General features: G+C 68.1%; 22 protein-coding genes. 17 read left to right on the top strand and 5 right to left on the bottom strand.

Annotation, left to right across the window (positions count from 1 at the left end; translation table 11 throughout):
• Positions 1 to 66: 66 nt before the first annotated feature.
• From AC1Q6E_RS07155 to AC1Q6E_RS07130, 6 genes are all read left to right on the top strand, one after another.
• A complete protein-coding gene (locus tag AC1Q6E_RS07155; protein WP_492572462.1) occupies positions 67 to 1,032 on the top strand; it encodes a tripartite tricarboxylate transporter substrate binding protein in 966 nt (321 codons plus the stop codon).
• Between the two features lie 4 nt (positions 1,033 to 1,036).
• Entirely contained in the window at positions 1,037 to 2,386 is a 1,350-nt protein-coding gene (locus AC1Q6E_RS07150; protein WP_492572461.1) for a CapA family protein, read from the top strand.
• A complete protein-coding gene (locus tag AC1Q6E_RS07145; RefSeq protein ID WP_152793686.1) occupies positions 2,386 to 3,180 on the top strand; it encodes an aspartate/glutamate racemase family protein in 795 nt (264 codons plus the stop codon). The genes AC1Q6E_RS07150 and AC1Q6E_RS07145 overlap by 1 nt, the downstream gene beginning before the upstream one ends.
• A gap of 28 nt (positions 3,181 to 3,208) precedes the next feature.
• A complete protein-coding gene (locus tag AC1Q6E_RS07140; RefSeq protein WP_492572460.1) occupies positions 3,209 to 4,033 on the top strand; it encodes a sugar phosphate isomerase/epimerase family protein in 825 nt (274 codons plus the stop codon).
• A 35-nt stretch (positions 4,034 to 4,068) separates the two neighbouring features.
• Positions 4,069 to 4,368, top strand: coding sequence for a putative quinol monooxygenase (locus AC1Q6E_RS07135; RefSeq protein ID WP_492572459.1), 300 nt, complete (start codon positions 4,069 to 4,071; stop codon positions 4,366 to 4,368).
• A gap of 62 nt (positions 4,369 to 4,430) precedes the next feature.
• Positions 4,431 to 5,402: a Bug family tripartite tricarboxylate transporter substrate binding protein gene (locus tag AC1Q6E_RS07130; RefSeq protein WP_492572458.1), complete on the top strand. Its 972-nt coding sequence runs from the start codon at positions 4,431 to 4,433 to the stop codon at positions 5,400 to 5,402.
• Positions 5,403 to 5,424: 22 nt separating this feature from the next.
• On the opposite strand, the gene AC1Q6E_RS07125 is transcribed toward AC1Q6E_RS07130, so the two are convergent.
• The gene (locus tag AC1Q6E_RS07125; protein WP_152793682.1) at positions 5,425 to 7,071 is read right to left on the bottom strand and encodes a DEAD/DEAH box helicase; all 1,647 of its coding nucleotides are present in this window, start codon (positions 7,069 to 7,071) and stop codon (positions 5,425 to 5,427) included.
• Between the two features lie 89 nt (positions 7,072 to 7,160).
• Here AC1Q6E_RS07125 and dapF point away from each other — a divergent pair, with 89 nt between their 5' ends.
• The 3 genes from dapF (at position 7,161) to xerC (ending at position 9,802) form a co-directional block, all read left to right on the top strand.
• Positions 7,161 to 8,036 (top strand): diaminopimelate epimerase, encoded by an 876-nt coding sequence (gene dapF, locus AC1Q6E_RS07120; protein ID WP_152793681.1) that lies wholly within the window; start codon positions 7,161 to 7,163, stop codon positions 8,034 to 8,036.
• Positions 8,037 to 8,107: 71 nt separating this feature from the next.
• Positions 8,108 to 8,776, top strand: coding sequence for a DUF484 family protein (locus AC1Q6E_RS07115; RefSeq protein WP_296555216.1), 669 nt, complete (start codon positions 8,108 to 8,110; stop codon positions 8,774 to 8,776).
• Between the two features lie 63 nt (positions 8,777 to 8,839).
• Positions 8,840 to 9,802: a tyrosine recombinase XerC gene (gene xerC / locus AC1Q6E_RS07110; RefSeq protein WP_492572509.1), complete on the top strand. Its 963-nt coding sequence runs from the start codon at positions 8,840 to 8,842 to the stop codon at positions 9,800 to 9,802.
• 11 nt (positions 9,803 to 9,813) lie between these two features.
• Here xerC and AC1Q6E_RS07105 read toward each other — a convergent pair whose 3' ends face one another.
• The gene (locus AC1Q6E_RS07105) at positions 9,814 to 10,767 is read right to left on the bottom strand and encodes a LysR substrate-binding domain-containing protein (protein WP_296555217.1); all 954 of its coding nucleotides are present in this window, start codon (positions 10,765 to 10,767) and stop codon (positions 9,814 to 9,816) included.
• A gap of 138 nt (positions 10,768 to 10,905) precedes the next feature.
• On the opposite strand from AC1Q6E_RS07105, the gene AC1Q6E_RS07100 reads away from it, so the two are divergent.
• The 8 genes from AC1Q6E_RS07100 (at position 10,906) to hslU (ending at position 19,419) form a co-directional block, all read left to right on the top strand.
• Positions 10,906 to 11,859: a Bug family tripartite tricarboxylate transporter substrate binding protein gene (locus tag AC1Q6E_RS07100; protein WP_296555218.1), complete on the top strand. Its 954-nt coding sequence runs from the start codon at positions 10,906 to 10,908 to the stop codon at positions 11,857 to 11,859.
• Positions 11,860 to 11,873: 14 nt separating this feature from the next.
• A complete protein-coding gene (locus AC1Q6E_RS07095; RefSeq protein WP_296555219.1) occupies positions 11,874 to 13,391 on the top strand; it encodes a sulfatase-like hydrolase/transferase in 1,518 nt (505 codons plus the stop codon).
• A gap of 169 nt (positions 13,392 to 13,560) precedes the next feature.
• Positions 13,561 to 14,754, top strand: coding sequence for a class I SAM-dependent rRNA methyltransferase (locus AC1Q6E_RS07090; protein ID WP_152793676.1), 1,194 nt, complete (start codon positions 13,561 to 13,563; stop codon positions 14,752 to 14,754).
• A gap of 331 nt (positions 14,755 to 15,085) precedes the next feature.
• Positions 15,086 to 15,574 (top strand): Fur family transcriptional regulator, encoded by a 489-nt coding sequence (locus AC1Q6E_RS07085; RefSeq protein ID WP_296555253.1) that lies wholly within the window; start codon positions 15,086 to 15,088, stop codon positions 15,572 to 15,574.
• A 35-nt stretch (positions 15,575 to 15,609) separates the two neighbouring features.
• On the top strand, positions 15,610 to 16,740 hold the full coding sequence (locus AC1Q6E_RS07080) for a CobW family GTP-binding protein (protein WP_152793675.1): 1,131 nt from the start codon (positions 15,610 to 15,612) through the stop codon (positions 16,738 to 16,740).
• 230 nt (positions 16,741 to 16,970) lie between these two features.
• Positions 16,971 to 17,396, top strand: a complete 426-nt coding sequence (dksA, locus tag AC1Q6E_RS07075; RefSeq protein WP_492572457.1) for an RNA polymerase-binding protein DksA — start codon at positions 16,971 to 16,973, stop codon at positions 17,394 to 17,396.
• A gap of 164 nt (positions 17,397 to 17,560) precedes the next feature.
• Positions 17,561 to 18,097 carry an ATP-dependent protease subunit HslV gene (hslV, locus tag AC1Q6E_RS07070; RefSeq protein ID WP_152793673.1) on the top strand — a complete coding sequence of 179 codons (537 nt, stop codon included), beginning with the start codon at positions 17,561 to 17,563 and terminating at the stop codon, positions 18,095 to 18,097.
• Positions 18,098 to 18,102: 5 nt separating this feature from the next.
• Positions 18,103 to 19,419, top strand: coding sequence for an ATP-dependent protease ATPase subunit HslU (gene hslU, locus AC1Q6E_RS07065; RefSeq protein WP_152794743.1), 1,317 nt, complete (start codon positions 18,103 to 18,105; stop codon positions 19,417 to 19,419).
• 27 nt (positions 19,420 to 19,446) lie between these two features.
• Here the strand turns inward: hslU and AC1Q6E_RS07060 are convergent, their stop codons facing one another.
• From AC1Q6E_RS07060 to cueR, 3 genes are all read right to left on the bottom strand, one after another.
• A complete protein-coding gene (locus AC1Q6E_RS07060) occupies positions 19,447 to 22,347 on the bottom strand; it encodes an HD domain-containing phosphohydrolase (protein WP_492572456.1) in 2,901 nt (966 codons plus the stop codon).
• Positions 22,348 to 22,519: 172 nt separating this feature from the next.
• Positions 22,520 to 22,759 carry a copper-binding protein gene (locus tag AC1Q6E_RS07055; RefSeq protein ID WP_152794740.1) on the bottom strand — a complete coding sequence of 80 codons (240 nt, stop codon included), beginning with the start codon at positions 22,757 to 22,759 and terminating at the stop codon, positions 22,520 to 22,522.
• A 63-nt stretch (positions 22,760 to 22,822) separates the two neighbouring features.
• Positions 22,823 to 23,281, bottom strand: coding sequence for a Cu(I)-responsive transcriptional regulator (cueR, locus tag AC1Q6E_RS07050; RefSeq protein ID WP_152793671.1), 459 nt, complete (start codon positions 23,279 to 23,281; stop codon positions 22,823 to 22,825).
• Positions 23,282 to 23,360 lie beyond the last annotated feature (79 nt).

Here is a 23,360-nt window from a genome sequence, read left to right as displayed (position 1 = left end):
GGCGACGGCAGCCTATAATCGCCACTAATAATTCAAACGTTGGTTTAATAAATGGAGGAGACAAGCATGATCCGATACTCCATGGCGGGCCTTGTCGTCTTGGCGACGGCGGGGGCCGCCCACGCGGCGGCCGGGACCTGGCCGGCGCATCCGGTCACCATCGTCGTGCCCTATGCGCCGGGAGGCGCGACCGACGCGGTCGCGCGGCTGGTGGGGCAGCGGATGGCGGAACGGCTGGGGCAGCCCTTCATCGTCGAGAACAAGCCCGGCGGCAGCTCCAACATCGGCATGCAGGCCGTGGCGCGCGCGGCGGCCGACGGCTACACCCTGCTGCTGGTGGCCAACTCCATCGCCACCAATAACAGCCTGTTCGCCGACCTGCCGTTCGACGGACAGCGCGACTTCGCGCCGGTGGGCATGATCGCCTCCGCGCCGCTGGTGGTGGCGGTACCGGCGGCCTCGCCGTTCAAGACGCTGGGCGAATTGCTGGCCCGGGCCCGCGCCAGGCCCGGGGAACTGACCTACGCGTCGCCGGGCATAGGCAGCTCGGCCCACCTGGCGGGCGAATCGCTGAAGCAGGTGGCGGGCATCGAGGTCCTGCACGTGCCCTACAAGGGCGCCGCGCCCGCGCTGTCCGACATGCTGGGCGGGCGTATCTCGTTCATGCCGCTGAACACGGTCGAATCCATGTCGCACATCAAGGGCGGCAAGCTGCGCGCGCTGGCGATCGCGCGCGCCAGCCGCATGGATCTGCTGCCCGACGTGCCGACCGCGGCCGAGGCGGGGGTGCCCGGCTACGAGGAGTCGGTGTGGTACGGACTGGCCGCGCCCGCGTCCACGCCGCCGGCGGTGCTGGACAGGCTGAACACGGTGCTGCGCGAGGTCGTGGACGAGGCGGCGGTGAAGCAGCGGCTGGTGGACCTGGGCGCGACGCCGTCGCCGGGCACGCGCCAACAGTTCGCCGACTTCATCGCGCGTGAGCGCGCGCGTGTCGCCAAGGTCGTGAAGACCGCCAACATCCGGGCCGAGTGACGCCATGTCCTCCATCGAACCGGCGTCAGGGGCGCGGACGGTCACGATAGGCGCCGTGGGCGACCTCTACCTGGGCAAGCCGCTGCGCGGCGAGACCGATCCCGGCTTTGCCGCGGCGGTCCAGGCCCTGCGCGCGTGCGACGTGCGCTTCGCCAATCTGGAGGTCCAGTTGCTGCGCCGTCCGACGGCGGCGGCCGCCCAGGCGCCTGGCGCGTGGGCCGGGGCGCCCGCGGCGCTGGCCGGGGACGTGGCCTGGCTGGGCGTCAACGTGGCGTCCACGGCCAACAACCATGCCGGCGACTACGGCGCCGAGGGCCTGCGCCAGACCGAGGAAACGCTCAGGGAGCTGGGTATTCCTCACGCCGGCACGGGCGCCGACCTGGAGCGGGCCCGGCGTCACGCCGTGGTCGAGACCCCGGGCGGCCGCGTGGCCGTGCTGGCTGTCTCGTCCAGCCATCTCGACCACGCGCGGGCCGGGCGATCGCGCGAGGATGCGCCGGGCCGGCCCGGCGTTTCGCCGCTGCGCTTCGGCACGCGCTACCGCGTCGACGCTGAGGCCTATGCCGCGCTCGAACGCATCCTGGAGCGCCTGCCCGCGGGCCATCATCGCGAACACCCGCTGGCGCGCGCCTACGACGATGAACGCGGGCCGGCGCTGTCGCTGCTGGGCGCGCGCTTCGTGCGCGGCGAGGATTTCGGCGTGGAGTCCTGGGCCGCGCCCGATGACGCGGCCGACATCGAGGCGGCGGTGCGCGCGGCGCGGCGCGACGCCGACTGGGTGCTGCTGAGCATGCACACGCACGAGTACGACCGCCGGCCCGACACGCCGCCGGACTTCGCGATGGAGATGGCCCGCCGCGCGATCGACGCGGGGGCCGATACCGTCATCGGCCACGGCGCGCACGGCGTACGGGGGGTGGAACTGTATCGCGGCCGGCCCATTTTCCATGGCATCGGCGCCTTCGTGTTCCAGCCTTATCTGTTTCCCACCCAGCCCGCGGACTTCTTCGACGCGTACGCGATGCGCGACCAGCCGCTGGCCGATGTCTACCGCGCGCGGCGCGACAACGCCGGTTTCTACCGCAGGCGTTCGGCCTGGGAAGCCCTGTTCGTCCGCCTGACCTGCGACCGCGCCGGTCCGCCCGTGTTCACGCTGCAGCCGCTCACCCTGTGGGCCGAGGGAGCAGGACCCGACGGCCTGCCGAGGCTGGCGCGCAACGGCGAAGGCCTGCAACTGCTCGAGAAGGTGCGCGACCTGAGCCGCGAACTGGGTACCGACCTGCGGCTGGACGCCGCGCAACATCTTTTGCATGGGCATGGCGCATCCGTGTCCACCCAACCAAGGAGGCTGTAATGCGTATCTGGTATCAGCTCGTCTCGTCCGAGACCGGCATGGCGAACTTCCTGCGTGCCACCCAGGCGCTGTGCGACGGCGCCGCGTTGCCGGGAACCAAGGTGGAAGTGCGCGGCACCCAGCAGGGCGCGCTGGGTGACCAGTTCCGCCTGTTCTGGAACTACGACGTGCGCGAGATCATCGATAACGCGCTGGCCATCCGCCAGCAGGGCGGCTACGACGCGTTCGTGCTGGCCAACTCGCTGGATCCCGCGCTGGTCGAGCTGCGCGAGATCCTCGATATTCCCGTGGTTTCGTTCATGGAGGTCTGCTGCTTCCATGCCTGCACCATGGGCGAGCGCTTCGGCCTGGTCGTGCCCAACGAGAAGATGGTGCCCCGCTATCGGGAGATCCCCATCGGCTACGGGCTGCGCGACCGGCTGGCCTCGGTCGAGTACATCGAGTTCTCGAACATCCGCGGCTTCGATTCCGTGTTCACCGACACGCGCGCCGGCGACGATTGCGTGGAGCAGATCCTGGCGGCGTCGCGCCGTTCCATCGAGCGGGGCGCCGAAGTGGTGATCCCGGCCGGGCCGTCCGCCACGCTGCTGGCCCAGCGCGGCATCTTCGAGGTCGACGGCGTGCCGCTGCTGGACTGCTACCGGCTGCTGGTCAAGGCGACGGAGATGGTCGTGGCCATGAAAGAGATGACCGGCGTTCACGTCAGCCGCAAGCTGCTGTACCAGGCTCCGCCCGAGGAGTACGTGCGCAAGGTGGCCGAGGTGCGCAACATCGATGCCTTGCGGCCGCGGTGATGGCGCCTGGCATCGTAGGGAGACGCGCATGATGCGGGAGCGGCTGGCCATCAACCAGATCACCACGCCCGCCTGGTCGCTGGAAGAGGCCATTGCCGGCTACGCGCGCCACGGCGTGCGCGGCATCGGCGTCTGGCGCGACAAGCTGGCCGAGTGCGGCGTGGCCCGGGCCCGCCGGCTGTTGCGCGACGCGGATGCCTGGGTGCCGTCGCTGTGCAAGGCGGGGGATCTGGCCCTGCTGCGCGGACGCGGGCCGGGCGCGGCGCTGGCGGATTGCCGGCGGGCCATCGACGAGGCAGCCGAGATCGGCGCCGGCGCCGTCGTGTTCGTCTGCGGCGGCGGGGCGGCGGCGGGCCTGGAACGGGCCCGGGCGGAAGTGCGGGACCTGCTGCGCGAGGCCGCGCCGCTGGGGGCCCAGGCGGGCGTGACGCTGGGCATCGAGCCCTTCCACCCCATGCACGCGGCCGAGCGGGGCTGTGTGAACACGCTGGCGCAGGCCCTGCGTCTGTGCCAGGAAGCCGGCCCGGGTTGTGGCGTCGTGCTCGACGTATTCCACACGTGGTGGGATCCCGACCTGTACGACAGCCTCGCGCCGCATTGCCTGCCCCACATCGCCACCGTGCAGTTGTGCGACTGGCGCGTGCCCACCCGCCATCCGGTCAACGACCGCGCCATGATGGGTGACGGCGCCGCCGACCTGGCGGGGCTGCTGGCCTGCCTGGCGCGCAACGGCTACGCCGGCCCGTATGAAGTCGAGATTTTCTCCACCGATTGGTGGGAGCGCGATCCGGACGAGGTGGTGCGCATCGCCGTCGATCGCTGCCGGACGCTGGAGGCGGCCATCACGGCCTGAATCCTTCTTTCAAACACATGAAACGGAAAGACACCATGCAAGCCATATCGCTGATCGTCGAGTTCTCCATCAAGCCCGAGCATCGCGAGGAATTCCTCGCGGTCATGCGGACGCATGCCGCCAACTCGCTCAAGGAAGCGGGCTGCCTGCAGTTCAAGATCGTCACGCCGTCGGCGCCGATGGATGACCGCGTCTTCCTGTTCGAGGAATGGAAGGACCAGGCGGCGCTGGACTGGCACCTCGCGCATTCCGCGCTCAACGACACGCGCAAGCGCTACGACTCATGGATCTTCAACCGCCACATCATCCACGGCCGCGTGGTCGCGTCCGCCTAGGCGGGCCCGCGGGCATCGCCCAGGCGGCGGCAGCCGCCATTCCGACAACGAGGAGACATCCCATGCATGCCTTGCTCCGTTTCATCGTGTTCACGTCGGCCGCCATGCTTGCCGGTCCGGCGGCGGCCCAGAACGGCTATCCCTCCAAACTCGTGCGCATCGTCGTCGGCGCCGCGCCAGGCGGGCCCACCGACCTGGTCGCCCGGCTGCTGGGGGACAAGCTGTCGCAAAGCATGGGCGTGCCCTTCATCGTGGAGAACCGGGGAGGGGGCGGCGGCGTCATCGCCGCCGAGACCGTGGCGCGGGCGGATGCCGACGGCTATACGCTGTTGATGGGCACGGTCAGCACGCACGGCATCAATCCGGCGCTCTATCGCAAGCTCGGCTACGACGCGCTGAAGGACTTCGCGCCGATTTCCCTGGCCGTCACCTATCCGCTGGTGCTGGCCATCAATCCGGCCACCGTTCCGGTGTCCGACATGACGGAGTTCCTGGCCTATGTCCGCCAGCATCCGGGCAAGGTGAACCGGGGTTCGGCCGGCAATGGCACTTCGATGCACATCGCCGGAGAGTTGTTCAACAGCCTGGCCGACACCCGCATGACGCACGTCCCATATCGCGGCAGCGCCCCCGCCGTGGCCGCCTTGCTGGCCGGCCAGGTCGGCGTCGATTTCGAGAGCATTCCCGTCGTCATGCCGCACGTGGAGTCGGGCAAGCTGCGGGCCCTGGCCGTGACCAGCGCCAAGCGCTTCGAATCGATGCCGGATATTCCCACCGTGGCCGAGACGCTGCCCGGCTACGAGTTCGTCGGCTGGCTGGGGTTGGTCGCGCCCGCGGGAACACCGCGGCCCATCCTCGATGCGCTGTCGCGCAAGATCGCCCTTGCCTTGCAGGACAAGGAGGTCAAGGCGAAGCTGCTGGCCCAGGTCATGCAGCCGGTGGGCGACACGCCCGAGGAATTCGGGCGCTTCATCCGCAGCGAGATCGCCAAGCTGGGGGCGGTGGTGAGGGCGTCGGGCGCGACGGTGGACTGATGCCGCCGCGGCCGTCCCGCGCCTAGGACGCGCTCTCCAGTATCGCGCCCAGGCCATGTTCCATCGCATGCCGCGATACGACCAGTTCCAGCCGCAGCATGGCGCGTGTGGCGCCCACGAAGATCTTGCGCGCCGTCCGCTCGTCCAGGTGGTCGAAGTCGACTTCGGTGAAGACGACGGCGGGCGCGGCCTGGCCCTTGAAACGGTAGACCGATTCCATCAGGACCTCGCCTTCCGAGAATTCCGGCTTGCCGAACAGGTCGTAGCGGCCCGTGAAGGTGCGCATGGCATGCGGACCCAGTTGGGTCTGGCCCAGCACGGCCGAGCTTTCCCGTCCCCGGAAGCTGACCACCGCGATGTCGGCGCGCTTGAAGCCGGCGGCCAGGCATTGCGAGATGGCCTTCTTGGTGTGCGCCAGCAGTTCGGCCTCGTTGTCGTAGACCAGCACGCCCAGCCCGCCGGCGGCAATCGGGCCGCGCGGCTCGATGTGCTGGTCGTCGGGCAACAGGCGGTCCAGCAGCTTCACGATGCTGCGCGGGCTGCGGTAATTGCTTTGCGCGCGCAGCGTGACCCAGCCCGGCAGGTGCACGGCGGGCTTGCCGTACAGGTTCTGCATGGGGTCCTCCAGCCAGACCATGCGCGCGTGTTCGCGCGCATGGCGCAGGATCTGGTCGCGCCATTCGTCGGAGAAGTCCTGGCCTTCGTCGATGATGATGGTGTCGAAGCGCAGGTGGTCGGGCACGGCTTCGCGCGCGGCGCGCGCCACCAGGGTGGTGAAGGCGTCGGGGCCGGAAAAGTCGACCGGCTGCCCGGCGGCGTGCAGCACCTTGTCGCACAAGGTGTGGAAGGTGCAGGCCAGGCCGCCTTCGGGCGCGATGCCGTTGAAATGATCGGCCAGCGGCCGGTTGAAGCAGACGTACAGCGGCCGGCGCCCGGCATCGATCGCCGCGCGGAATTCGGCATGGGCGAGCTGGGTCTTGCCCGACCCGGCCGTGCCGATCACCCGCAGCCGGAACGGTTCGAATTCCAGCCGCCGCGCCCAGTGCGCCAGGCCGCCCGAGATGCGGGTGACCAGCGCCCGTGCCTGCCCCACCAGGGCATTGGCGTCGGGTTCGAGCTGGATGACGTCGTCCAGGAAGCGCCGCACGGCCGGCGCGGCCTGGGTCGCGGGCGCTTGCGGCAGGGCGAGCTGGATGACCGCGCACAGGCGGTCGCGTTCGGCGGCATCGACGATGCGCTCGGACGACAGCCCGGCGGTTTCGGGGTGTCGCACCGAGTAATCCGGGCAGTACAGCAGGTATTCGACGCGGATGGCGTCCAGGTGCGGGCGCCTGGCCAGCCGGCCGCGCAGTACCGCCAGCTGGCGGGCGATCTGGATCGGCACGTTGGTGCTGTGGCTGGGGTATTTCTTGCAGAGCCCGTCGACGGTTTCCTCCAGGAATCCGCTGACCTGCTCGATCAGCAGCAGGTCGCCGGCGGCGTTGACGATGGCGAAATCGATGTCGCCATAGACCGAGAAGCCGTGCTCCACATTGGTCCAGTGGACGGCGTGATAGACCGTGTAGGAATCGGGCAGGCCGCGTTCGAGCGTGGCCAGGGTTTCGATTTCCCGGCGGGCGGCGCCGGTGGCGTTGATTTCCCGCCAACCGTCGGGGACGATACGAGCCATTGCAAGTTCCAGTAGACCGGCCAGTCGCCAGAATACCAAGCTCCGCTTCCCGCGGCGCGTCGCGCCTGGGCGGGGACTATAATCCCGGGATGACCTGGCACTTCACCAAAATGCATGGCGCCGGCAACGATTTCGTCGTCCTGGACGGCGTGCGCCAAGATATCCGACTCACTCCCGAGCGGGCGCGCAAGCTCGCCCATCGGCAGTTCGGGATCGGGGCCGACCAGATCCTGCTGGTCGAGCGTCCCACCCGCTCCGATGCCGATTTCCGCTACCGCATCTTCAACGCCGATGGCGGCGAGGTCGAGCATTGCGGCAATGGCGCCCGCTGCTTCGTGCGCTTCGTCCACGAGCAGGGGCTGACCGATCGCAATCCCGTGCGCGCCGAGATCTGCACCGGCATCATCGTGCTGAACGAACAGGACGATGGCGAGGTCCGCGTCGACATGGGCCGCACCAGCTTCGATCCGGCCGCCGTGCCGTTCGATCCGGCGGGCCTGACATCCCGGCGCGAAGGCTCGGACGACGTCTGGCCGCTGGACGTGTCGGCGCCGGGCGAATCCGGACGCATCGTCTGGGTGTCCGCCGTCGGTATCTCCAATCCGCACGCGGTGCAGGTGGTCGACGACGTCGACGCGGCGCCGGTGGCTTCCGTCGGCCCGCGGGTCGAGAGCCATCCGCGCTTTCCCCGGCGGGTCAATGCCGGGTTCATGCAGGTCGTCGATCGCCACAATATCCGGCTGCGCGTCTATGAGCGCGGCGCGGGGGAAACGCTGGCCTGCGGCACCGGCGCCTGCGCGGCGGTGGCGGCGGGCATCCGTCGCGGGTTGCTGGAATCGCCGGTGCGCGTACAGACGCGGGGCGGCGTGCTGACCATCGCCTGGGACGGCGAGCAATTGCTGATGACCGGCCCGGCCGTGACCGTGTTCGAAGGCACCGTCGACGTCGATCGTCTGCTGGGGTAGAAGGGGCTGGAGAAAGCCCACCCCTGCGCGCTTCGCGCGCCCCTATATCAACAATGAATTCCGGAACATACATGGACGCCAACGAAGTCGCGCAGTATCTCAAGGACAACACGGATTTCTTCGAACGGCACGCGGAGCTGTTCTCCACCATGAGGGTGCCCCATCCCCACGAGGGCAAGGCGGTCTCGCTGGCCGAGCGCCAGGTGCTGGCGCTGCGCGAGCGCGTGCGCGGCATGGAACTGCGGGTGTCGGAACTGGTGCGCGCCGCGTCCGAGAACGAACATATTTCCGACCGGCTGCTGTTGTGGAGCCGCAGCCTGCTCAAGGAGCGCGATCCGCTGGCACTGCCCGCGGCGGTCGCCGGCGGCCTGGGCGAGATATTCAGCGTGCCCGACGTGGCGCTGCGCATCTGGGCCGAGACGGCCCCGGGCGACGCCGAAGCTGCCTGGCGCGGCGAAGTCTCGGCCGACGCCCGCACGTTCACCAACGGATTGATGTCGCCGTATTGCGGTCCCAACTCGGGTTTCGAAGCCTCCGGCTGGCTGGAACGCGAAGTGCGTTCGCTGGCCTTGATCCCACTGCGCGTGGGCATCGCTCCCGAGGCTTTCGGGCTGCTGGTGCTGGCGTCGCCCGATGCCGAGCGCTTCACGCCCTCGATGGGCACGACCTTCCTGACGCGGATAGGGGAGTTGGCCAGCGCCTCGCTGTCGCGCCTGGTGACCGAGGCGCCGCGCGCCTGATGCGCCGCCGTGGCCGACGATCCCCATCCCGGTGAGGCCACGGGGCCGGCGCTTGCCCGGCCCATGCTGGAATGGCTCGAACACCTGGCTTCGGGCCGCCGCTATTCCCCTCATACCCTGGCCGCCTACCGGCGGGATCTCGCCCATCTGGTCGAACTGGCCGATGACGTGCCGTTGGAACGCCTGTCGCAGGGCCACGTGCGCCGCTATCTGGGGCAGTTGCACGCGCAGGGCATGGGCCCCCGCAGCCTCGCCCGGCTGCTGGCCAGCTGGCGCGGTTTCTACCAGTGGTGGGCGCCGCGCGTGGGGATGCCCGGCAATCCGGCCGCGGGCGTGCGCGGCCCCAAGGCGCCGCGCGGCCTGCCCAAGGCCTTGTCGGTCGACCAGACGCAGGCCTTGCTCGATCACAAGCCGGCTGTCGCCGCCGAGGCCACCGGCCAGAACGCCGAGCAGCGGCACGCCGTCGAATTGCGCGACACCGCCATGTTCGAACTGTTCTATTCCAGCGGCCTGCGCCTGTCGGAACTGGTCGGCCTGGATACGGCCTACGCGCGCGAACCCGGCTATGAATCGTCCAGCTGGCTGGACCTGGCCGAGGCCGAGGTCAGTGTGCTGGGCAAGGGCAGCAAGCGCCGCATCGTGCCGGTCGGCCGCCAGGCCAGCAAGGCCCTGCGCGCCTGGCTGGGCGCTCGCCCCGTATTGGCCGCGAACGGCGACGCCCACGCGCTTTTCGTGGGACTGAGGGGCCGCCGCATCTCGGCCCGGGTGGTCCAGGCCCAGCTGGCCAGGCGGGGCCAGGCCGCGGGCGTGCCCACCCACGTGCATCCGCACGTGCTGCGGCACAGTTTCGCCAGCCACCTGCTGCAGTCGGCCGAGGACCTGCGCGCGGTGCAGGAGATGCTGGGCCATGCCAGCATCTCGACGACCCAGATCTACACGAGACTGGATTTCCAGCACCTGGCCAAGGTGTACGACAAGGCGCATCCCCGGGCGGTCCGCAAGGACCCCGGGAAGAAGGATGAGTAGGGCCGGCTGTTTCAGATAGTCAGATAGCTTTCGCCCAGTTGCGCCGACACGCTTTGCACGCAGTCCATGAACAATTTGTCCCTGGCGTGCAGGGGGCGGTCGCGCAGGTGCAGCAGCGAAATGCGGCCGAACACCGGAGGCAGCGTCACCGGGACGATGGACAACTGCCCCGAGGACGCGAATAGCGAAGCGGTGGGCAGGGCGGCCACCGCCATGGCGTGGCTGTTCTGCATGATGACCATGTTGGCCAGCACCGAGGCGCACTCGACGCCGAAACGAGGAGGATTGCCGCCAGCCTCCATGAAGATCAGCTCCAGGCCACGCCGGGTGATGCCGTCGCCGGGCGGCAGTATCCACGGCCATTGTGCGAGCTGCGCGAGGGTGATGCGGCGCCGCTTCAGGATGGGGTGGCCGTTGGCGCAGACGGCGACCATGCGGACGTTGAAGAGTCCGATGTTCTCCACGTTGTCCAGGTACTCGGCGGAATGGAAGCGCCCGAGCAGGAAATCGAGCCGGTTGGCGCGCAGGCCCGCCATCAAATCCTCGAAAGCGCCATCGTGTACCCGGACGGTCAGGCCGGGCAGCAGCGACTTGATCCGCAGGATGATGTGCGGCAGCAGCAGGGCGGTGGCGGAGGTGTTCGCCCCGATGTTGAGGACGCCGGCGACGCCCGTATCGACCGCGTCCAGGTCCTCGCGCATCCGGCCCAGCGAGCCCAGTACCTCTCGGGCGCGCTCGACGATGCCCAGGCAGTGCATGGTCGGGGCCAGGCCCTTGGGCAGGCGCTCGAACAGGCTTACGCCCAGCATCCTTTCCAGCTCGCCGAGGGCCTTGGACAGCGCGGGCTGCGTGGTGTGCAGCAGCCTGGCGGCCTGGCTCAGGTTGCGCGCCGACGCGAGCGTCACCAGTATCTGGAGGTGCCTGAGCTTGAGGCGGTCGCGAAGATACCAGTCCTCTCTGAGCATGAGTGCTTCTCCGGGGGAGCGCCAAGGCGCCATATCCGGATGAGTATGGCCCGAGGCGAAATCGCGATTGGCCTGCCGCCCGGGAAGCGACGATCATTCCTGGCAAAGAACTTCGATCGAATCCCGGGAGACACGGCGATGAATGCATCCATGGTATCCAAGTTGGCTGGCGCCTGGTTCCTTTGCCTGGCATGTTCCGCGCCACAGGCGTCGACCTATCCTTCGCGTTCGATCACGATCGTCGTGTCCTCGGCGCCGGGAGGCGCGCTGGATTCGGTCTCGCGCATCGTCGGCAATCAGCTCGCCAAGGGGCTGGGCACCTCGGTCGTGATCGAGAACCGGCCAGGGGCGAACGCCAGCATAGGCGCGAGCGCGGTGGCGCGCGCCAGGCCTGACGGCTATACCTTGCTGGCGACCAGCGAGAACGCCTTGACGATCGTGCCCGCGCTGATGCCGGACCTGCCCTACGACGTCCGGCGGGATTTCACGCCCATCTCCCTGCTCGCGACCCTGCCCATGGTGGTGGTGGCGAGTCCGGCGTCCGGGCTGCGGTCGCTGGACGGCCTGCTCGACGCCGCCCGCCGCAGCCCGGGCAAGCTGCGCTTCGGTTCGGCCGGCGACGCCTCTGTCCACTATGTCGGCATGGCCCTGCTGCAGAAGGCCGCGGGCATCGGCATGATGCACGTCCCCTATCGGGCCGGGCCACAGGCCATGAACGACATCATGGCCGGCAACATCGACACCATGCTGCTCGCCCCGGGGCCGGCCGAGCAGCAACGCAAGGCTGGCCGCATGCAGGCCTTGGGGGTGACCTCGGCCAGGCGGCTGGACTTCATGCCCGACGTGCCGGCCGTGGCCGAGACGCTGCCCGGCTACACGTTCGAGGCCTGGTTCGGCCTGCTGGCGCCGGCGGGCCTGCCGGCGGACGTGCAGGCCAGGCTTCATGCCGAGGTCGCGCGGGTGCTGGCGATGCCCGAGGTGTCGCGGCAACTGGCGGACGCGGGCATCGTCGCGACCTCGTGTTCGCCGGCCGAGTTCGCCCGCCGCATCGCGGCCGAACGGGACCAGGTCCTGGACACCCTGAAGAAATGAGTGGAAGCGAGCGCATGAACATCATCTTCATCACGTCGGACCAGCACCGCGGAGACTGCTACGGTTTCGAAGGCCGGCGCGTCAGCACGCCGCACCTGGACGACATGGCGCGGCACGGGACCCGCTTTGCCCACTGCGTGACGCCCAGCGTGGTCTGCCAGCCGGCACGCGCGTCGATCCTGACGGGGCTCCTGCCGATGACACATGGCGTGAGCGATAACGGCATCGACCTGCCGTCCGGGATGGGGGAGCGGGGATTCGCCGCGGCGCTGTCGGGCGCCGGCTACCGCACCGGATTCATCGGCAAGGCCCACTTCGCCTCGCATCTGACCTTCGCGCCCACGGGCAGCCCGGAGTGCCGCTACAGCCAGGCGAACTTCGGTGCCGACTGGCACGGCCCCTACATGGGATTCGAGCATGTGGAGCTGATCGTGGAGGGGCACAACAACCACCCCCCTTTCGAGCCGCCGGCCGGGCAGCATTATTCGCGCTGGTACTACGGCGACGGCCGGGGCGTGGAACGCAATGCGCTGTACTCCCGGGACCTGGGGCCCTCGACCGGCGGCGCCTGGGAGACGCATTATTCCGCGCTGCCGGTGGCGTGGCACAACTCGACCTGGATCGGCGACAGGACCCTGGAATTCATCCGGCGCAATCACGACCGGCCGTTCGTCGTCTGGGCGTCGTTCCCGGATCCCCACCACCCCTTCGATTGTCCGGAGCCCTGGTCCAGGCTCCACGCGCCGTCGGACGTCGATCTGCCGCGGGTGCGGACACGCCGCCTGGAGGACAAGCCCTGGTGGCATCGCGCCTACCTGGAAGGCGTGTCGACCGTGGGCAACGAGGATCTGAGGGGCCTGCGCATCCGGCCGGCGAACGAGCCGCCGTCCGATGCCCAGCTCCGGCACATCATCGCCAACTACTACGGCATGATCTCGCTCATCGATCATCAGGTGGGCCGCATCGAGGCGCTCGTCTCGGAGCTGGGCCTGGCCGGCGACACGCTGGTCGTCTTTACTTCCGACCATGGCGAATGGCTCGGGGATCACGGACTGTTGCAGAAGGGACCGATGCTGTACGACGGCCTGATGCGCGTCGGCATGATCGCCAGGGGGCCCGGCATTCCGGCGGGCAGGGTCGTGGCCGACCCGGTCTCCACGCTCGACGTCGCCGCCACGCTGCTCGACTATGGCGGGGTGCCGGCGCCGGCGCCCATGCATGGCGCGACGCTGCGCGGCCTGATCGAAGGGCAGGGCCGCCGCGAGTACGCCTTGTGCGAATGGGACCTGGGCGCGGGCCGCAGGGGAGTGCCGCTGCTGTTGCGCGCGGCGCGAACGGCAAACGCCAAGCTGACGATGGAGATGCGCAGCGGCGACGGCGAGATGTACGACTTGCAAGCCGATCCGCTGGAGACGCGCAACGTCTTCCACGAGCCCCGGTATGCCGGCCTGCGCGCGCGGCTGGAGGCCATGCTGGCCGCACGGCCCGACGATGTCTATGCCGGCAAGCCGGCCTATGCCGGCCTGGCCTGAGCCGTTGCGTCACCCCCATCGCAAGCCGCCGCGTTTGGCCATGCCTCTGATCGGCGCCGGGTTGCCGGGAGCGAGCGCGGCGTCGTGAGCCGATTTGGGCCTCGCGCCCGGCGGCGGTACCATGGCGGTCGGCCATCCGGCCCCATTCCCCCGCCTTGAAGAAGTCCCGATGAACGACGTCGTGCTCAAGCCCGGCAAGGAGAAGTCCTTGCTGCGGCGCCACCCCTGGGTCTATGCCACCGCCGTGGCGCAGGCCGCCGGCCGGCCGCAGGCCGGCGATACCGTGCGCGTGGTCGACAGCCGCGGCAATTTCCTGGCCTGGGGCGCCTACAGCCCCGATTCGCAGATACGCGTGCGCTGCTGGACCTTCCGCGAGGACGAACCGGTCGATGCCGGCTGGATGGCCGCCCGGGTGGCCGACGCCGTGGCCCGCCGCGCCGCGCTGGCCGGCCGCACCGACGCGGCCCGGCTGGTGTTCGGCGAAGCCGACGCCCTGCCGGGTTTCGTGGCAGACCGCTACGCCGGCCAACTGGTGGTCCAGTTCCTGGCCGCCGGGGTCGAACGCTGGCGCGAAGCCCTGGTCGATGCGCTGGTGGCCGCCACGGGCTGCGCCAACGTGTATGAACGCTCCGACGCCGCCGCGCGGGAGCGCGAGGGCCTGGCCCCCCGCACTGGCGTGCTCCGGGGAGCGGAGCCGCCCGCCGAGGTTGAGATCGTCGAGGATGGCGTGCGTTATGGCGTGGACGTGGTCCACGGCCACAAGACCGGTTTCTACCTGGACCAGCGCGAAAGCCGCCGCCGGGTGGCGGAGCTGGCCGCGCTGGCCGGCCCCGGGGCCACGGTGCTCAATTGCTTCTCGTACACCGGCGGCTTTTCGCTGGCGGCGCTGCGCGCGGGGGCGGCCCACGCCGTATCGGTGGATTCATCGGCCGACGCGCTGGCGATGGCCGCCCGCAATGCCGCCCGCAACGGCCTGCCCGAAGCCGCCTTCGAGTGCAGGATTTCCAAGGTGGCCGAGGCGCAGAAGGCGCTGGCCGCCGAAGGGCGGCTGTTCGACATCGTGGTGCTGGACCCGCCCAAGTTCGCCCCATCCGCGCACCACGTGGACAAGGCGGCGCGCGCCTATAAGGACGTCAACCTGAAGGGCATGAAGCTGGTCAAGCCGGGAGGCTACCTGCTGACCTTTTCGTGTTCGGGCGCCATCAGCGTGGATCTGTTCCAGAAAATCGTGGCCGGCGCCGCGGTGGATGCGCGGCAGGATTTCGTGTTGCTGGAACGGTTGGCGGCCGGGATCGACCATCCCATGCGGATGACGCATCCCGAAGGCGAGTACCTGAAGGGACTGTTGTTGCAGCGGGTTTAGGACCGGTTCGAGGCTCCTTTCAGGGGCGCCAGGCCCTTGGCGGTGCCAGGGCCGGCCGGATGGGCCGTTTCGGGCCGTATTCGCTCGTTCTCGTCGCAAACGGTTACCAAAATCGGCCTCGGGGCTTGAATTCCCCCAAAGCGGCCCCATATCTCGCGTTTACCGGCGGGGATTCGTGTTAAACCGTCCGGTGCTTTTTGCCAGGAGCCGTCTCCAGGGGAAAAGCGTGCGCCGTTGGGGGCGGACCGGGGGTTAGTCCGGGTTTGCCCCGGCAAAGCGGCTTGTGCTGTAATCCGGCCCCGCTTGGCGGGCCGAACGGAAGGAGCGACGCGTGGAGGATCTGGCCCGCGAGGCGATACGTGCCCAAGGCGCACGAGTCACCGCGACCCGGGTGCATGTCTTGGCGACCCTGATGGAGGCGGCAAGCGCCCTGTCGCACCAGGAGCTGTTCGACCGCATCGGGTCGTCGGTATCGGTCGACCGGGTCACCGTGTACCGCGTGCTGGAGTGGCTGGTGCAGACCGGCCTCGCGCATCGCATCGCCGGGGAAGACCGCGTATGGCGCTTCAGCGTGGCCAGGCCCGGCGACGATGCGGGAACGCCGCATGCGCATGACCATCATGGCGAGCCGCATGGGCATTTTCAATGCGATGTCTGCCGGCGCATGTTCTGTATCGACGCACCGGTAGGTATCCAGCAGAATCTCGATCGCCTGCCCGACGGGTTCGAAGGGCGCGATGTGGAAATGGTCGTGCGCGGGCGCTGTCCCGCCTGTGTCCAGGCCGGCCGCGAGGCCGGCGACGAACGCAAAACGCATTGACGCGTCTGCAGACGCATGTGCAAGGAGCTGTATAGATGAAGGCTGCGGACAAAACACCGAAGCAGATTCCGGTCACTGTCCTGACGGGGTTCCTGGGGGCGGGCAAGACGACGCTGCTGAACCGGATCCTGAATGAGCACCATGGCCGCCGGATCGCCGTGATCGAGAACGAGTTCGGGCCGGAAGGCGTGGACAACGACCTCCTGATCCAGGACCGCGACGAACAGATCATCGAGATGAACAACGGCTGCGTGTGCTGCACGGTACGCGGCGACCTGGTGCGCATCCTGATCGACCTGAAGGACAAGCGTCGCGCCGGCGCGCTGGACTTCGAGCGAGTCATCATCGAGACCACCGGCATGGCCAACCCCGGCCCGGTGTGCCAGACCTTCTTCATGGAAGACGAGGTGGCCAGCTTTTTCAGGCTGGATGCCGTCATCACCGTGGTGGACGCCAAGCACGGCATGCAGACCCTGGACGAGCAGCCCGAGGCGCTCAACCAGGTGGGCTTCGCCGACCGCCTGCTGGTTTCCAAGGTGGACCTGGTCGCCGACGCCGACTACCAGGCGCTGCGTTCACGCCTGGTCCACATCAATCCGCGCGCCACGATCACCCCGGTCAACTTCGGCGAAGTCGACCTGAAGGAAATCCTGGACATCAATGGCTTCAACCTGAACGCCATCCTGGACATCGACCCGGAGTTCCTGGCCGAAGAGCATCCCGACGCCGCGGCGCATGACCACGACCATGGCCACGGGCACGACCATGGCCACGACCACGCCCACGAACATGGCGAGCAGTGCGCGGTCGACGGCTGCGACGACCCCGCCCACCACCATGGGCACGGCCATCATCACCACCATCACGACGACGCCATCGGCGCCTTCGTCTTCAAGTCGGACAAGCCGTTCGACCCCATGCGCCTGGAGGAATTCCTGGGGGGCGTGGTGCAGGTGTACGGAACCGATTTATTGCGGTACAAGGGTATTCTGTACATGAGTGGCGTGAATCGCCGGATGCTGTTCCAGGGCGTGCACATGCTGATGGGCGCCGATGCCGGCCGGGCCTGGGCGCCGGGCGAAAAGCGCGGCAGCAAGCTGGTCTTCATCGGCCGCAACCTGCCCCGGGATGTCTTCATGCACGGCCTGGAGCAATGTCTGGTGTAGGTCCCCCCCTACGCGCTGACGCGCGCCCCCCAGGGGGCGGCGCTGGCGGACCGGCGGAGCCGGATCCGCGGCGCCCATGGTGGGATACCCGGCTTGCCGGGAGCGATTGGAATATGCGGTGCTGTGTGGGAATTGAAAAGCCTTATTGATTCGCGCGGAGCATTTTCATGGCAACGAAAGCGTCGAGCAAAACCTTAAAAGTCACTCAGGAGGACGCGTTGGAAAACGTGATGACCAAGCCGGCCGAGGCCGTGCTCTCTGAAAAAGAGTTGTTGGCCATGCCCGAGGCCGACTATATGAACGAAGCGCAGCTGGCCTTTTTCAAGAACCGGCTCCAGGAAATCGAGCGCGAGTTGCTGCAGAACGCGGGTGAAACCACCGAGCATCTGCGCGAGACGCCTTTCGTGCCGGACCCGGCCGACCGCGCGACCATCGAGGAAGAGCATGCGCTGGAACTGCGCACGCGGGACCGCGAGCGCAAGTTGCTGAAGAAGGTCCAGCAGGCCCTGGCCAGCATCGACTCGGGCGAGTATGGCTGGTGCGAGGAAACCGGCGAACCCATCGGCGTTGCCCGGCTGCTGGCGCGGCCGACGGCCACGCTGTCGCTGGAGGCGCAGCAGCGCCGCGAACTGCGGCAGAAGCTGTACGGCGACTGACGCGATCGTCCGCGCGATCCGGATGAACGGCGCCTCTGGCGCCGTTTTTTTGGCCGATCGGCCTTGAATCGGGACTTTCGCGCCCCCACTATCGTAGAAGTCGTTTTCGCTCGTCGGCCGCGGCGCCCCAGGCGCGCGGGCGGCGGGCCCATCAGGAAGAGCAAATGGAACAATTCCACGGCACGACCATCATCAGCGTGCGCCGCGGCAACCGCGTTGCCCTGGGCGGTGACGGGCAGGTCACCCTGGGAAACATCGTCATGAAGGGCAGCGCTCGCAAGGTGCGCCGCCTGTACAAGGATTCGGTGCTGGCGGGCTTCGCCGGCGCCACGGCCGACGCCTTCACGCTGATCGAGCGTTTCGAGGGCAAGCTGGAAAAACACCAGGGGCACCTGCTGCGGGCGGCGGTGGACCTGACGCGCGACTGGCGCACCGACCGCGTGCTGCGCCGGCTGGAAGCCATGCTGATCGTGGCGGACCGGGAGTCGACGCTGGTGCTGACCGGCAACGGCGACGTGCTGGAGCCCGAGCACGGCCTGGCGGCGATCGGTTCGGGCGGTGCCTACGCGCAGTCGGCTGGCCTGGCGCTGCTGCGGAACACCGACATGGAGCCCGAGGACATCGTCAGGAAATCGCTGGCGATCGCCGGTGATCTCTGCATCTACACCAACCAGCATCACACCGTCGAGGTACTGGAATGAACATGATGACCCCCGGTGAGATCGTCTCGGAACTGGACAAATACATCGTCGGCCAGGACCGCGCCAAGCGGTCCGTGGCCATCGCGCTGCGCAACCGCTGGCGGCGCCAGCAGGTGGCCGAGCCGCTGCGCCACGAGATCCACCCCAAGAACATCCTGATGATCGGCCCGACGGGCGTGGGCAAGACCGAGATCGCGCGCCGCCTGGCCAAGCTGGCCGATGCGCCCTTCGTGAAGGTCGAGGCGACCAAGTTCACCGAGGTGGGCTACGTGGGCCGCGACGTCGATACGATCATCCGCGACCTGGCCGAGGTGGCGGTCAAGCAGGTGCGCGAGGCCGAGATGCGCCGCGTGCGCACGCAGGCGGAGGACGCCGCCGAGGACCGTATCCTGGACGTGCTGGTACCGCCGGCGCGCGACGCGATGGGCAACCCGCAACGCGATGACAATGCGGCGCGCCAGACCTTCCGCAAGCGCCTGCGCGAAGGGCAGCTCGACGACAAGGAGATCGAGGTCGAAGTGGCCCAGTCCGTGCCGCAGATGGAGATCATGTCGCCGCCGGGCATGGAGGAAATGACCGAGCAGATCCGCGGCATGTTCGCCGGCATGGCCCAGGGCAAGAAGAAGGCCCGCAAGCTGCGCATCAAGGAAGCCTTCAAGCTGCTGGTGGACGAGGAAGCCGGCCGCCGGGTGAACGAGGAAGAGCTGCGAAGCAAGGCACTGGTCAGCGTCGAGCAGAATGGCATCGTGTTCCTGGACGAAGTCGACAAGATCGCGACCCGCCAGGAAACGAGCGGCTCGGATGTCTCGCGCCAGGGCGTGCAGCGGGACCTGCTGCCGCTGGTCGAAGGCACGACCGTCAACACCAAGTACGGCATGGTGCGCACGGATCACATCCTGTTCATCGCGTCGGGTGCGTTCCACCTGTCGCGCCCGTCCGACCTGATTCCCGAGCTGCAAGGACGCTTCCCGATCCGGGTCGAGCTCGATTCGTTGTCGGCCAAGGATTTCGTGCGCATCCTGTCCGAGACCGATGCCTCGCTGGTCAAGCAATACACGGCGCTGCTGGAGACCGAGGGGGTCAAGCTCGATTTCACCGACGACGGTATCGAGCGCCTGGCCGAGCTGGCCTTCGCGGTGAACGAAAGGACCGAGAACATCGGCGCGCGCCGGCTTTACACCGTGATGGAGAAGCTGCTCGAAGAGTTGTCGTTCGATGCCACGCGCAAGAGCGGGGAAGTCATCCGTATCGATGCCGGCTACGTGAACAGGCAACTGGAAGAAGCCGCCGCGCACCAGGACCTGGCGCGCTACGTGCTGTAGGCGCGCAGCAGCCGTCCGCCGCGTGATTCAGGCGGGCTCTTCCGCATTGGAGAGCATGGCATCGATGGCGTCGACGTCGACCGTGTCCCACTGCGCCGGCAGCAAGTGGGTGCGTGCGAAATCCTCCCACAGCCGGTGGTGGAGGAAGTGGCGGAACAAGTCGGTGTCCAGGTGGCGTTCCACCGCCATCTGGGCCATGATGCGCAGCGACTGGGAGAGCGTCTTGGGCGGTTTATAGGGCCGATCCGCGGCGGTCAGGGCCTCGAATACGTCCGCCAGCGCCATCACCCGGTCGGCCAATCCCAACTGGTCGCTGCCCAGTTTGCGCGGATAGCCGCCGCCGTCCAGGCGTTCATGGTGCGTCGCGGCGATCTCGGATACCCGTGCCAGATGCGGCGGCCAGGGCAGGTTGGACAGCATGATGTAGGTCTGGACGATGTGGTCGTTGATCTTGAAGCGCTCTTCGCTCGTCAGGGTGCCGCGCCGTATCGCCAGGTTGTACAGCTCGCCCATGTTCTGGGCGTTGTCCGGCAGCTTCATGTCGAAGCCCCAGCGGTTGTCGGGGTTGCCGCGTTCGACCGGAGGTTTGCGTCCGTCCCACGGCAGGATGTGTTCGGCCCGGTCGGCCAGCAGGGTTTCCAGGGCCGGCAATCGCGCCGCCGCCGCGCCGTGATGGCGCTTCAGTTCTATCGGCGCCAGGCCCAGGCGGTCGTCGAAATGGCGCAGCCATGTCTGGCTGCCGATGGCGCGCAGGCGCTCGATGTCGGTGTCGGTCATCGATTCGCCGCCGATGTTGCAGGCGGCGACGAAACTGAAATCGCGTTGCAGGGCGAATTGTCGCTGCTGCAGTGCGGCCAGCGCGTCGGTGGGGTCCGCGCCTCGGGCAAGGCGTTCCAGATGGTCGATCTTGGCGTCGCGCCACAGGATTTCGAAGCGTGTGCGCACTTCATGGATGCGGTTGTAGATGGTTTCGAGCTTGGTGGCCTTGTCGATGATGTGTTCGGGGCTGGTGACTTTGCCGCAATCGTGCAGCCATGCCGCCAGCCGGAATTCATAGCGTTCCAGGTCGCTCATCGTGAAGCCGGCATAGGGGCCGGTGCGCTCGGCGCACAGGTGGTCGATCATGCTTTCGGCCAGTTTCGGGACGCGCTCGCAGTGCCCGCTGGTATACGGGCTTTTGGCGTCGATCGCATCGGCCAGCAACTGGACCACGGCATTGAACAGGTGCTGCTGGCTGGCGAACAGGTGGCGTGTTTCGACCGACACCGCCAGCGCGCCGGACAGGTTGACCGCGAACGCCCGGAAGTCTTCGCTCTGATGCAGGTCGTCCTGCGCATGATGCAGGACCAGCATGCCCAGCGCCTCATTCTGGCGCCCGATCAACTGCAGGGTCAGTCTCCCGGCCTGGGCGTCGACCAGTGCCGGAGCGTTCGCAGGCAGGCGCATGGGCAGGTCGGCGGACGACCCTGGCTCGACGCACACCGCTTCGCGGACCAGCTCGTTGCCGTCCTTGTCCATCAGATAGACGGCGCCTGCATGGCATTGCGCCGTCTCCACGAGTTTGCGCAGCACGCCGTCCAACATGGCGTCGAGCCGCGGTTCGCGGCTGATCATGTCCGTGGTGAGCAGGAAGTTCTGGATGGTCAGGCACATGGCGCCGAAGGCCGCATCCAGGTCTTTGACCTCACGGACGATGCTGGCGCCCGGGCCGGGTGTATCGAAGTCGAAGCGGGTCAGTTGCTGCGCGCGGCGCGTCAGCTGCGTCAGGCCTTTGCTGACCTGGTGCCCGGCCAGCCAGCCCAGCGGCAGCGACAGCAGCACGAGGCCCAGCGTGAGCCAGCCCTGGTGGGCCAGGCCCTCGCGGATGCCGCCCAGCAGTTCGCTGTCGGGTACGGCGGCCAGGATGTGCAGGGCGTGGCCGGGCAGGCGGTCGAGATTCAATACGATGCCTTGCCAGAGTTCGCCCCCGCTCTGATAGCTGACGGGTTCGCCCACCTGAGGCGCGAGCGCATGCAGCGCCGCCAGGCTGGGGACGCCCAGTTCGCCGAGCCTGGCCAGTCGCTCCTGGCCGTCTACCCGGTGCAGGCTCCGGTCCAGGTCGGGGTAGGCGATGACGCGGCCATCGGCATCGATTACCGCGATTTCGCTGCGTGGCGTGCGGCGCAGGTCGGCGATCTCGCGGCTGAGGTCGGCCAGGGTGGTGTCCATCCCCACGACGGCGGAACCCAGCCCGCCGGGCTGGCTCAGGGTCAAGCCGATCTGGTGCGAGGAGAAAAAGACGTAGGCGTCGCTCATGCCTTGCCTGCCGGTACGCTTGGCGTCCTGGTACCAGGGGCGGGTGCGCGGGTCAAAGCGGTAGTCCGGCCTCGCCTGGTCGCCCAGCGGTTCCAGGCCACCGGTGAAGAAGGCCCAGCGCCCTGCGGGCTGGCCCGTGCGATCGAGCGTAATGGATTGCACCAGATAGTCGGCATGTGGCGGCGCCTGGAAGGCCGCGCGCATGGCCGGATCTGCAAGTGTGCGGACAAGGACGAACTCGCCGTTTTCGTAGCCCACGTAGACCGCCGAAACCAGGCTGTCGCCGGCTAGCGCCTGCACCAGCGGGCGCAGCCGCTGCATGCGCTGTGACAGCGTGGTGGCCTGGGTGATGGGGTCCAGCGCCAACTGGCGCAGCGTGGCCTGGGCGGGTTCGGTCATGCGCCGTACTTTTTCGTCGATGACCAAGCCCATGTCGCGGGCATTGCTGCGCGCGGCTTGCAGCAGGGCGGTGCGGGATGCCTGCCACCCTTGCCACATCAGCACGGCCGCAAGCGCCAGCATGGCCGCGGCGACCAGCCCTCCGAGCAGCAGATGTAGCGGAACCGCCCTGATCGGCGGCGCGGCGTGTCGGGAGACCGGGGAATGCAGTGCCGCCGGATTCGCGGGATCCATGGCAATTCCTTGGCGCGCGGCACAGGCACGCCCGGAACGAAGGCCGGCAGCGGTCGGCTTGCGCTATATGTCGTGCGCCATGCGGCAAATGGTCGATTGTCTGCGAATGTTTAACATAAAAAGTTACATTCGTGGGGGCGTTGTGAGCGCTTCCGACGCGGTCCGTCCGTGGCTATTTCTTGATGGCGGTGATGGTGTACTGGCCGTTGATCTTTTCGGCGGCGAAGCGGACGTTGTCGCCAGGCTTGACGTCGTTGAGCATGGCCGGATCGGCCACCTTGAACACCAGGGTCATCGCGGGCAATTCCAGGTTGGCGATGGGGCCGTGCTTGACGGTGATCTTGCCGTTGGCGGCGTCGATGCGGCGTACTTCGCCTTGGGCGTTCAGCGCCTGCGCGAGCGCGGCGCCCATGGCCAACGCGAGTCCGGCCACCGTGGCGGTCAGGGCGAGTAGACGTTTCACTTCATTCTCCTTCTATCGTTTGCCGGATGCCGGGGGTGAGGCCGGTCCGCCCGTCGCGGCCCGGCTGCCCATGCCGGGCGTGGCCAATCCGCTGAGTATCGGGCAGTCCGGGCGATGGTCGCCATGGCAGTGCGACGCCAACTGCTCGAGCGTGGCCTTCATGGCTTGTAGACCACGGATCTTCTCGTCCAGTTCACCGATATGGTCGCACGCCAGCCGCTTGACCTCGACGCTGGGGCGGCTGCGGTCGTTCCACAGCTCCAGCAGGGTGCCGATCTGGGGAATGGAAAAGCCCAGGTCGCGGGCATTGCGGATGAACTGCAGCGTATGGACCTCGCTTTCACCATACAGCCGGTAGCCGGCATCCGTGCGGTGGGCGGGCGGAATGAGGCCGATGGCCTCGTAGTGCCTGATCATCTTGGCCGACACACCTGAAACGTCCGATGCCTGGCCGATATTGAGCGCTTGCATGCGAGCCTCGCTTGCTCTGGGAGAATCGTTGCTGGCGACTCTAAACCTTAACACGGAGTCAGGGTCAAGGCGCTTTCCG

It is taken from the genome of Pigmentiphaga sp. MLSB6-MA01 (genome assembly GCF_058793475.1).
This window is presented reverse-complemented; position numbering and strand designations above follow the sequence as displayed.

Coding starts and splice junctions, on each gene's coding strand:
- AC1Q6E_RS07155 (WP_492572462.1), top strand. CDS start 67: ATGATCCGATACTCCATGGCGGGCCTTGTCGTCTTGGCGACGGCGGGG.
- AC1Q6E_RS07150 (WP_492572461.1), top strand. CDS start 1,037: ATGTCCTCCATCGAACCGGCGTCAGGGGCGCGGACGGTCACGATAGGC.
- AC1Q6E_RS07145 (WP_152793686.1), top strand. CDS start 2,386: ATGCGTATCTGGTATCAGCTCGTCTCGTCCGAGACCGGCATGGCGAAC.
- AC1Q6E_RS07140 (WP_492572460.1), top strand. CDS start 3,209: ATGATGCGGGAGCGGCTGGCCATCAACCAGATCACCACGCCCGCCTGG.
- AC1Q6E_RS07135 (WP_492572459.1), top strand. CDS start 4,069: ATGCAAGCCATATCGCTGATCGTCGAGTTCTCCATCAAGCCCGAGCAT.
- AC1Q6E_RS07130 (WP_492572458.1), top strand. CDS start 4,431: ATGCATGCCTTGCTCCGTTTCATCGTGTTCACGTCGGCCGCCATGCTT.
- AC1Q6E_RS07125 (WP_152793682.1), bottom strand. CDS start 7,071: ATGGCTCGTATCGTCCCCGACGGTTGGCGGGAAATCAACGCCACCGGC.
- dapF (WP_152793681.1), top strand. CDS start 7,161: ATGACCTGGCACTTCACCAAAATGCATGGCGCCGGCAACGATTTCGTC.
- AC1Q6E_RS07115 (WP_296555216.1), top strand. CDS start 8,108: ATGGACGCCAACGAAGTCGCGCAGTATCTCAAGGACAACACGGATTTC.
- xerC (WP_492572509.1), top strand. CDS start 8,840: ATGCTGGAATGGCTCGAACACCTGGCTTCGGGCCGCCGCTATTCCCCT.
- AC1Q6E_RS07105 (WP_296555217.1), bottom strand. CDS start 10,767: ATGCTCAGAGAGGACTGGTATCTTCGCGACCGCCTCAAGCTCAGGCAC.
- AC1Q6E_RS07100 (WP_296555218.1), top strand. CDS start 10,906: ATGAATGCATCCATGGTATCCAAGTTGGCTGGCGCCTGGTTCCTTTGC.
- AC1Q6E_RS07095 (WP_296555219.1), top strand. CDS start 11,874: ATGAACATCATCTTCATCACGTCGGACCAGCACCGCGGAGACTGCTAC.
- AC1Q6E_RS07090 (WP_152793676.1), top strand. CDS start 13,561: ATGAACGACGTCGTGCTCAAGCCCGGCAAGGAGAAGTCCTTGCTGCGG.
- AC1Q6E_RS07080 (WP_152793675.1), top strand. CDS start 15,610: ATGAAGGCTGCGGACAAAACACCGAAGCAGATTCCGGTCACTGTCCTG.
- dksA (WP_492572457.1), top strand. CDS start 16,971: ATGACCAAGCCGGCCGAGGCCGTGCTCTCTGAAAAAGAGTTGTTGGCC.
- hslV (WP_152793673.1), top strand. CDS start 17,561: ATGGAACAATTCCACGGCACGACCATCATCAGCGTGCGCCGCGGCAAC.
- hslU (WP_152794743.1), top strand. CDS start 18,103: ATGACCCCCGGTGAGATCGTCTCGGAACTGGACAAATACATCGTCGGC.
- AC1Q6E_RS07060 (WP_492572456.1), bottom strand. CDS start 22,347: ATGGATCCCGCGAATCCGGCGGCACTGCATTCCCCGGTCTCCCGACAC.
- AC1Q6E_RS07055 (WP_152794740.1), bottom strand. CDS start 22,759: ATGGGCGCCGCGCTCGCGCAGGCGCTGAACGCCCAAGGCGAAGTACGC.
- cueR (WP_152793671.1), bottom strand. CDS start 23,281: ATGCAAGCGCTCAATATCGGCCAGGCATCGGACGTTTCAGGTGTGTCG.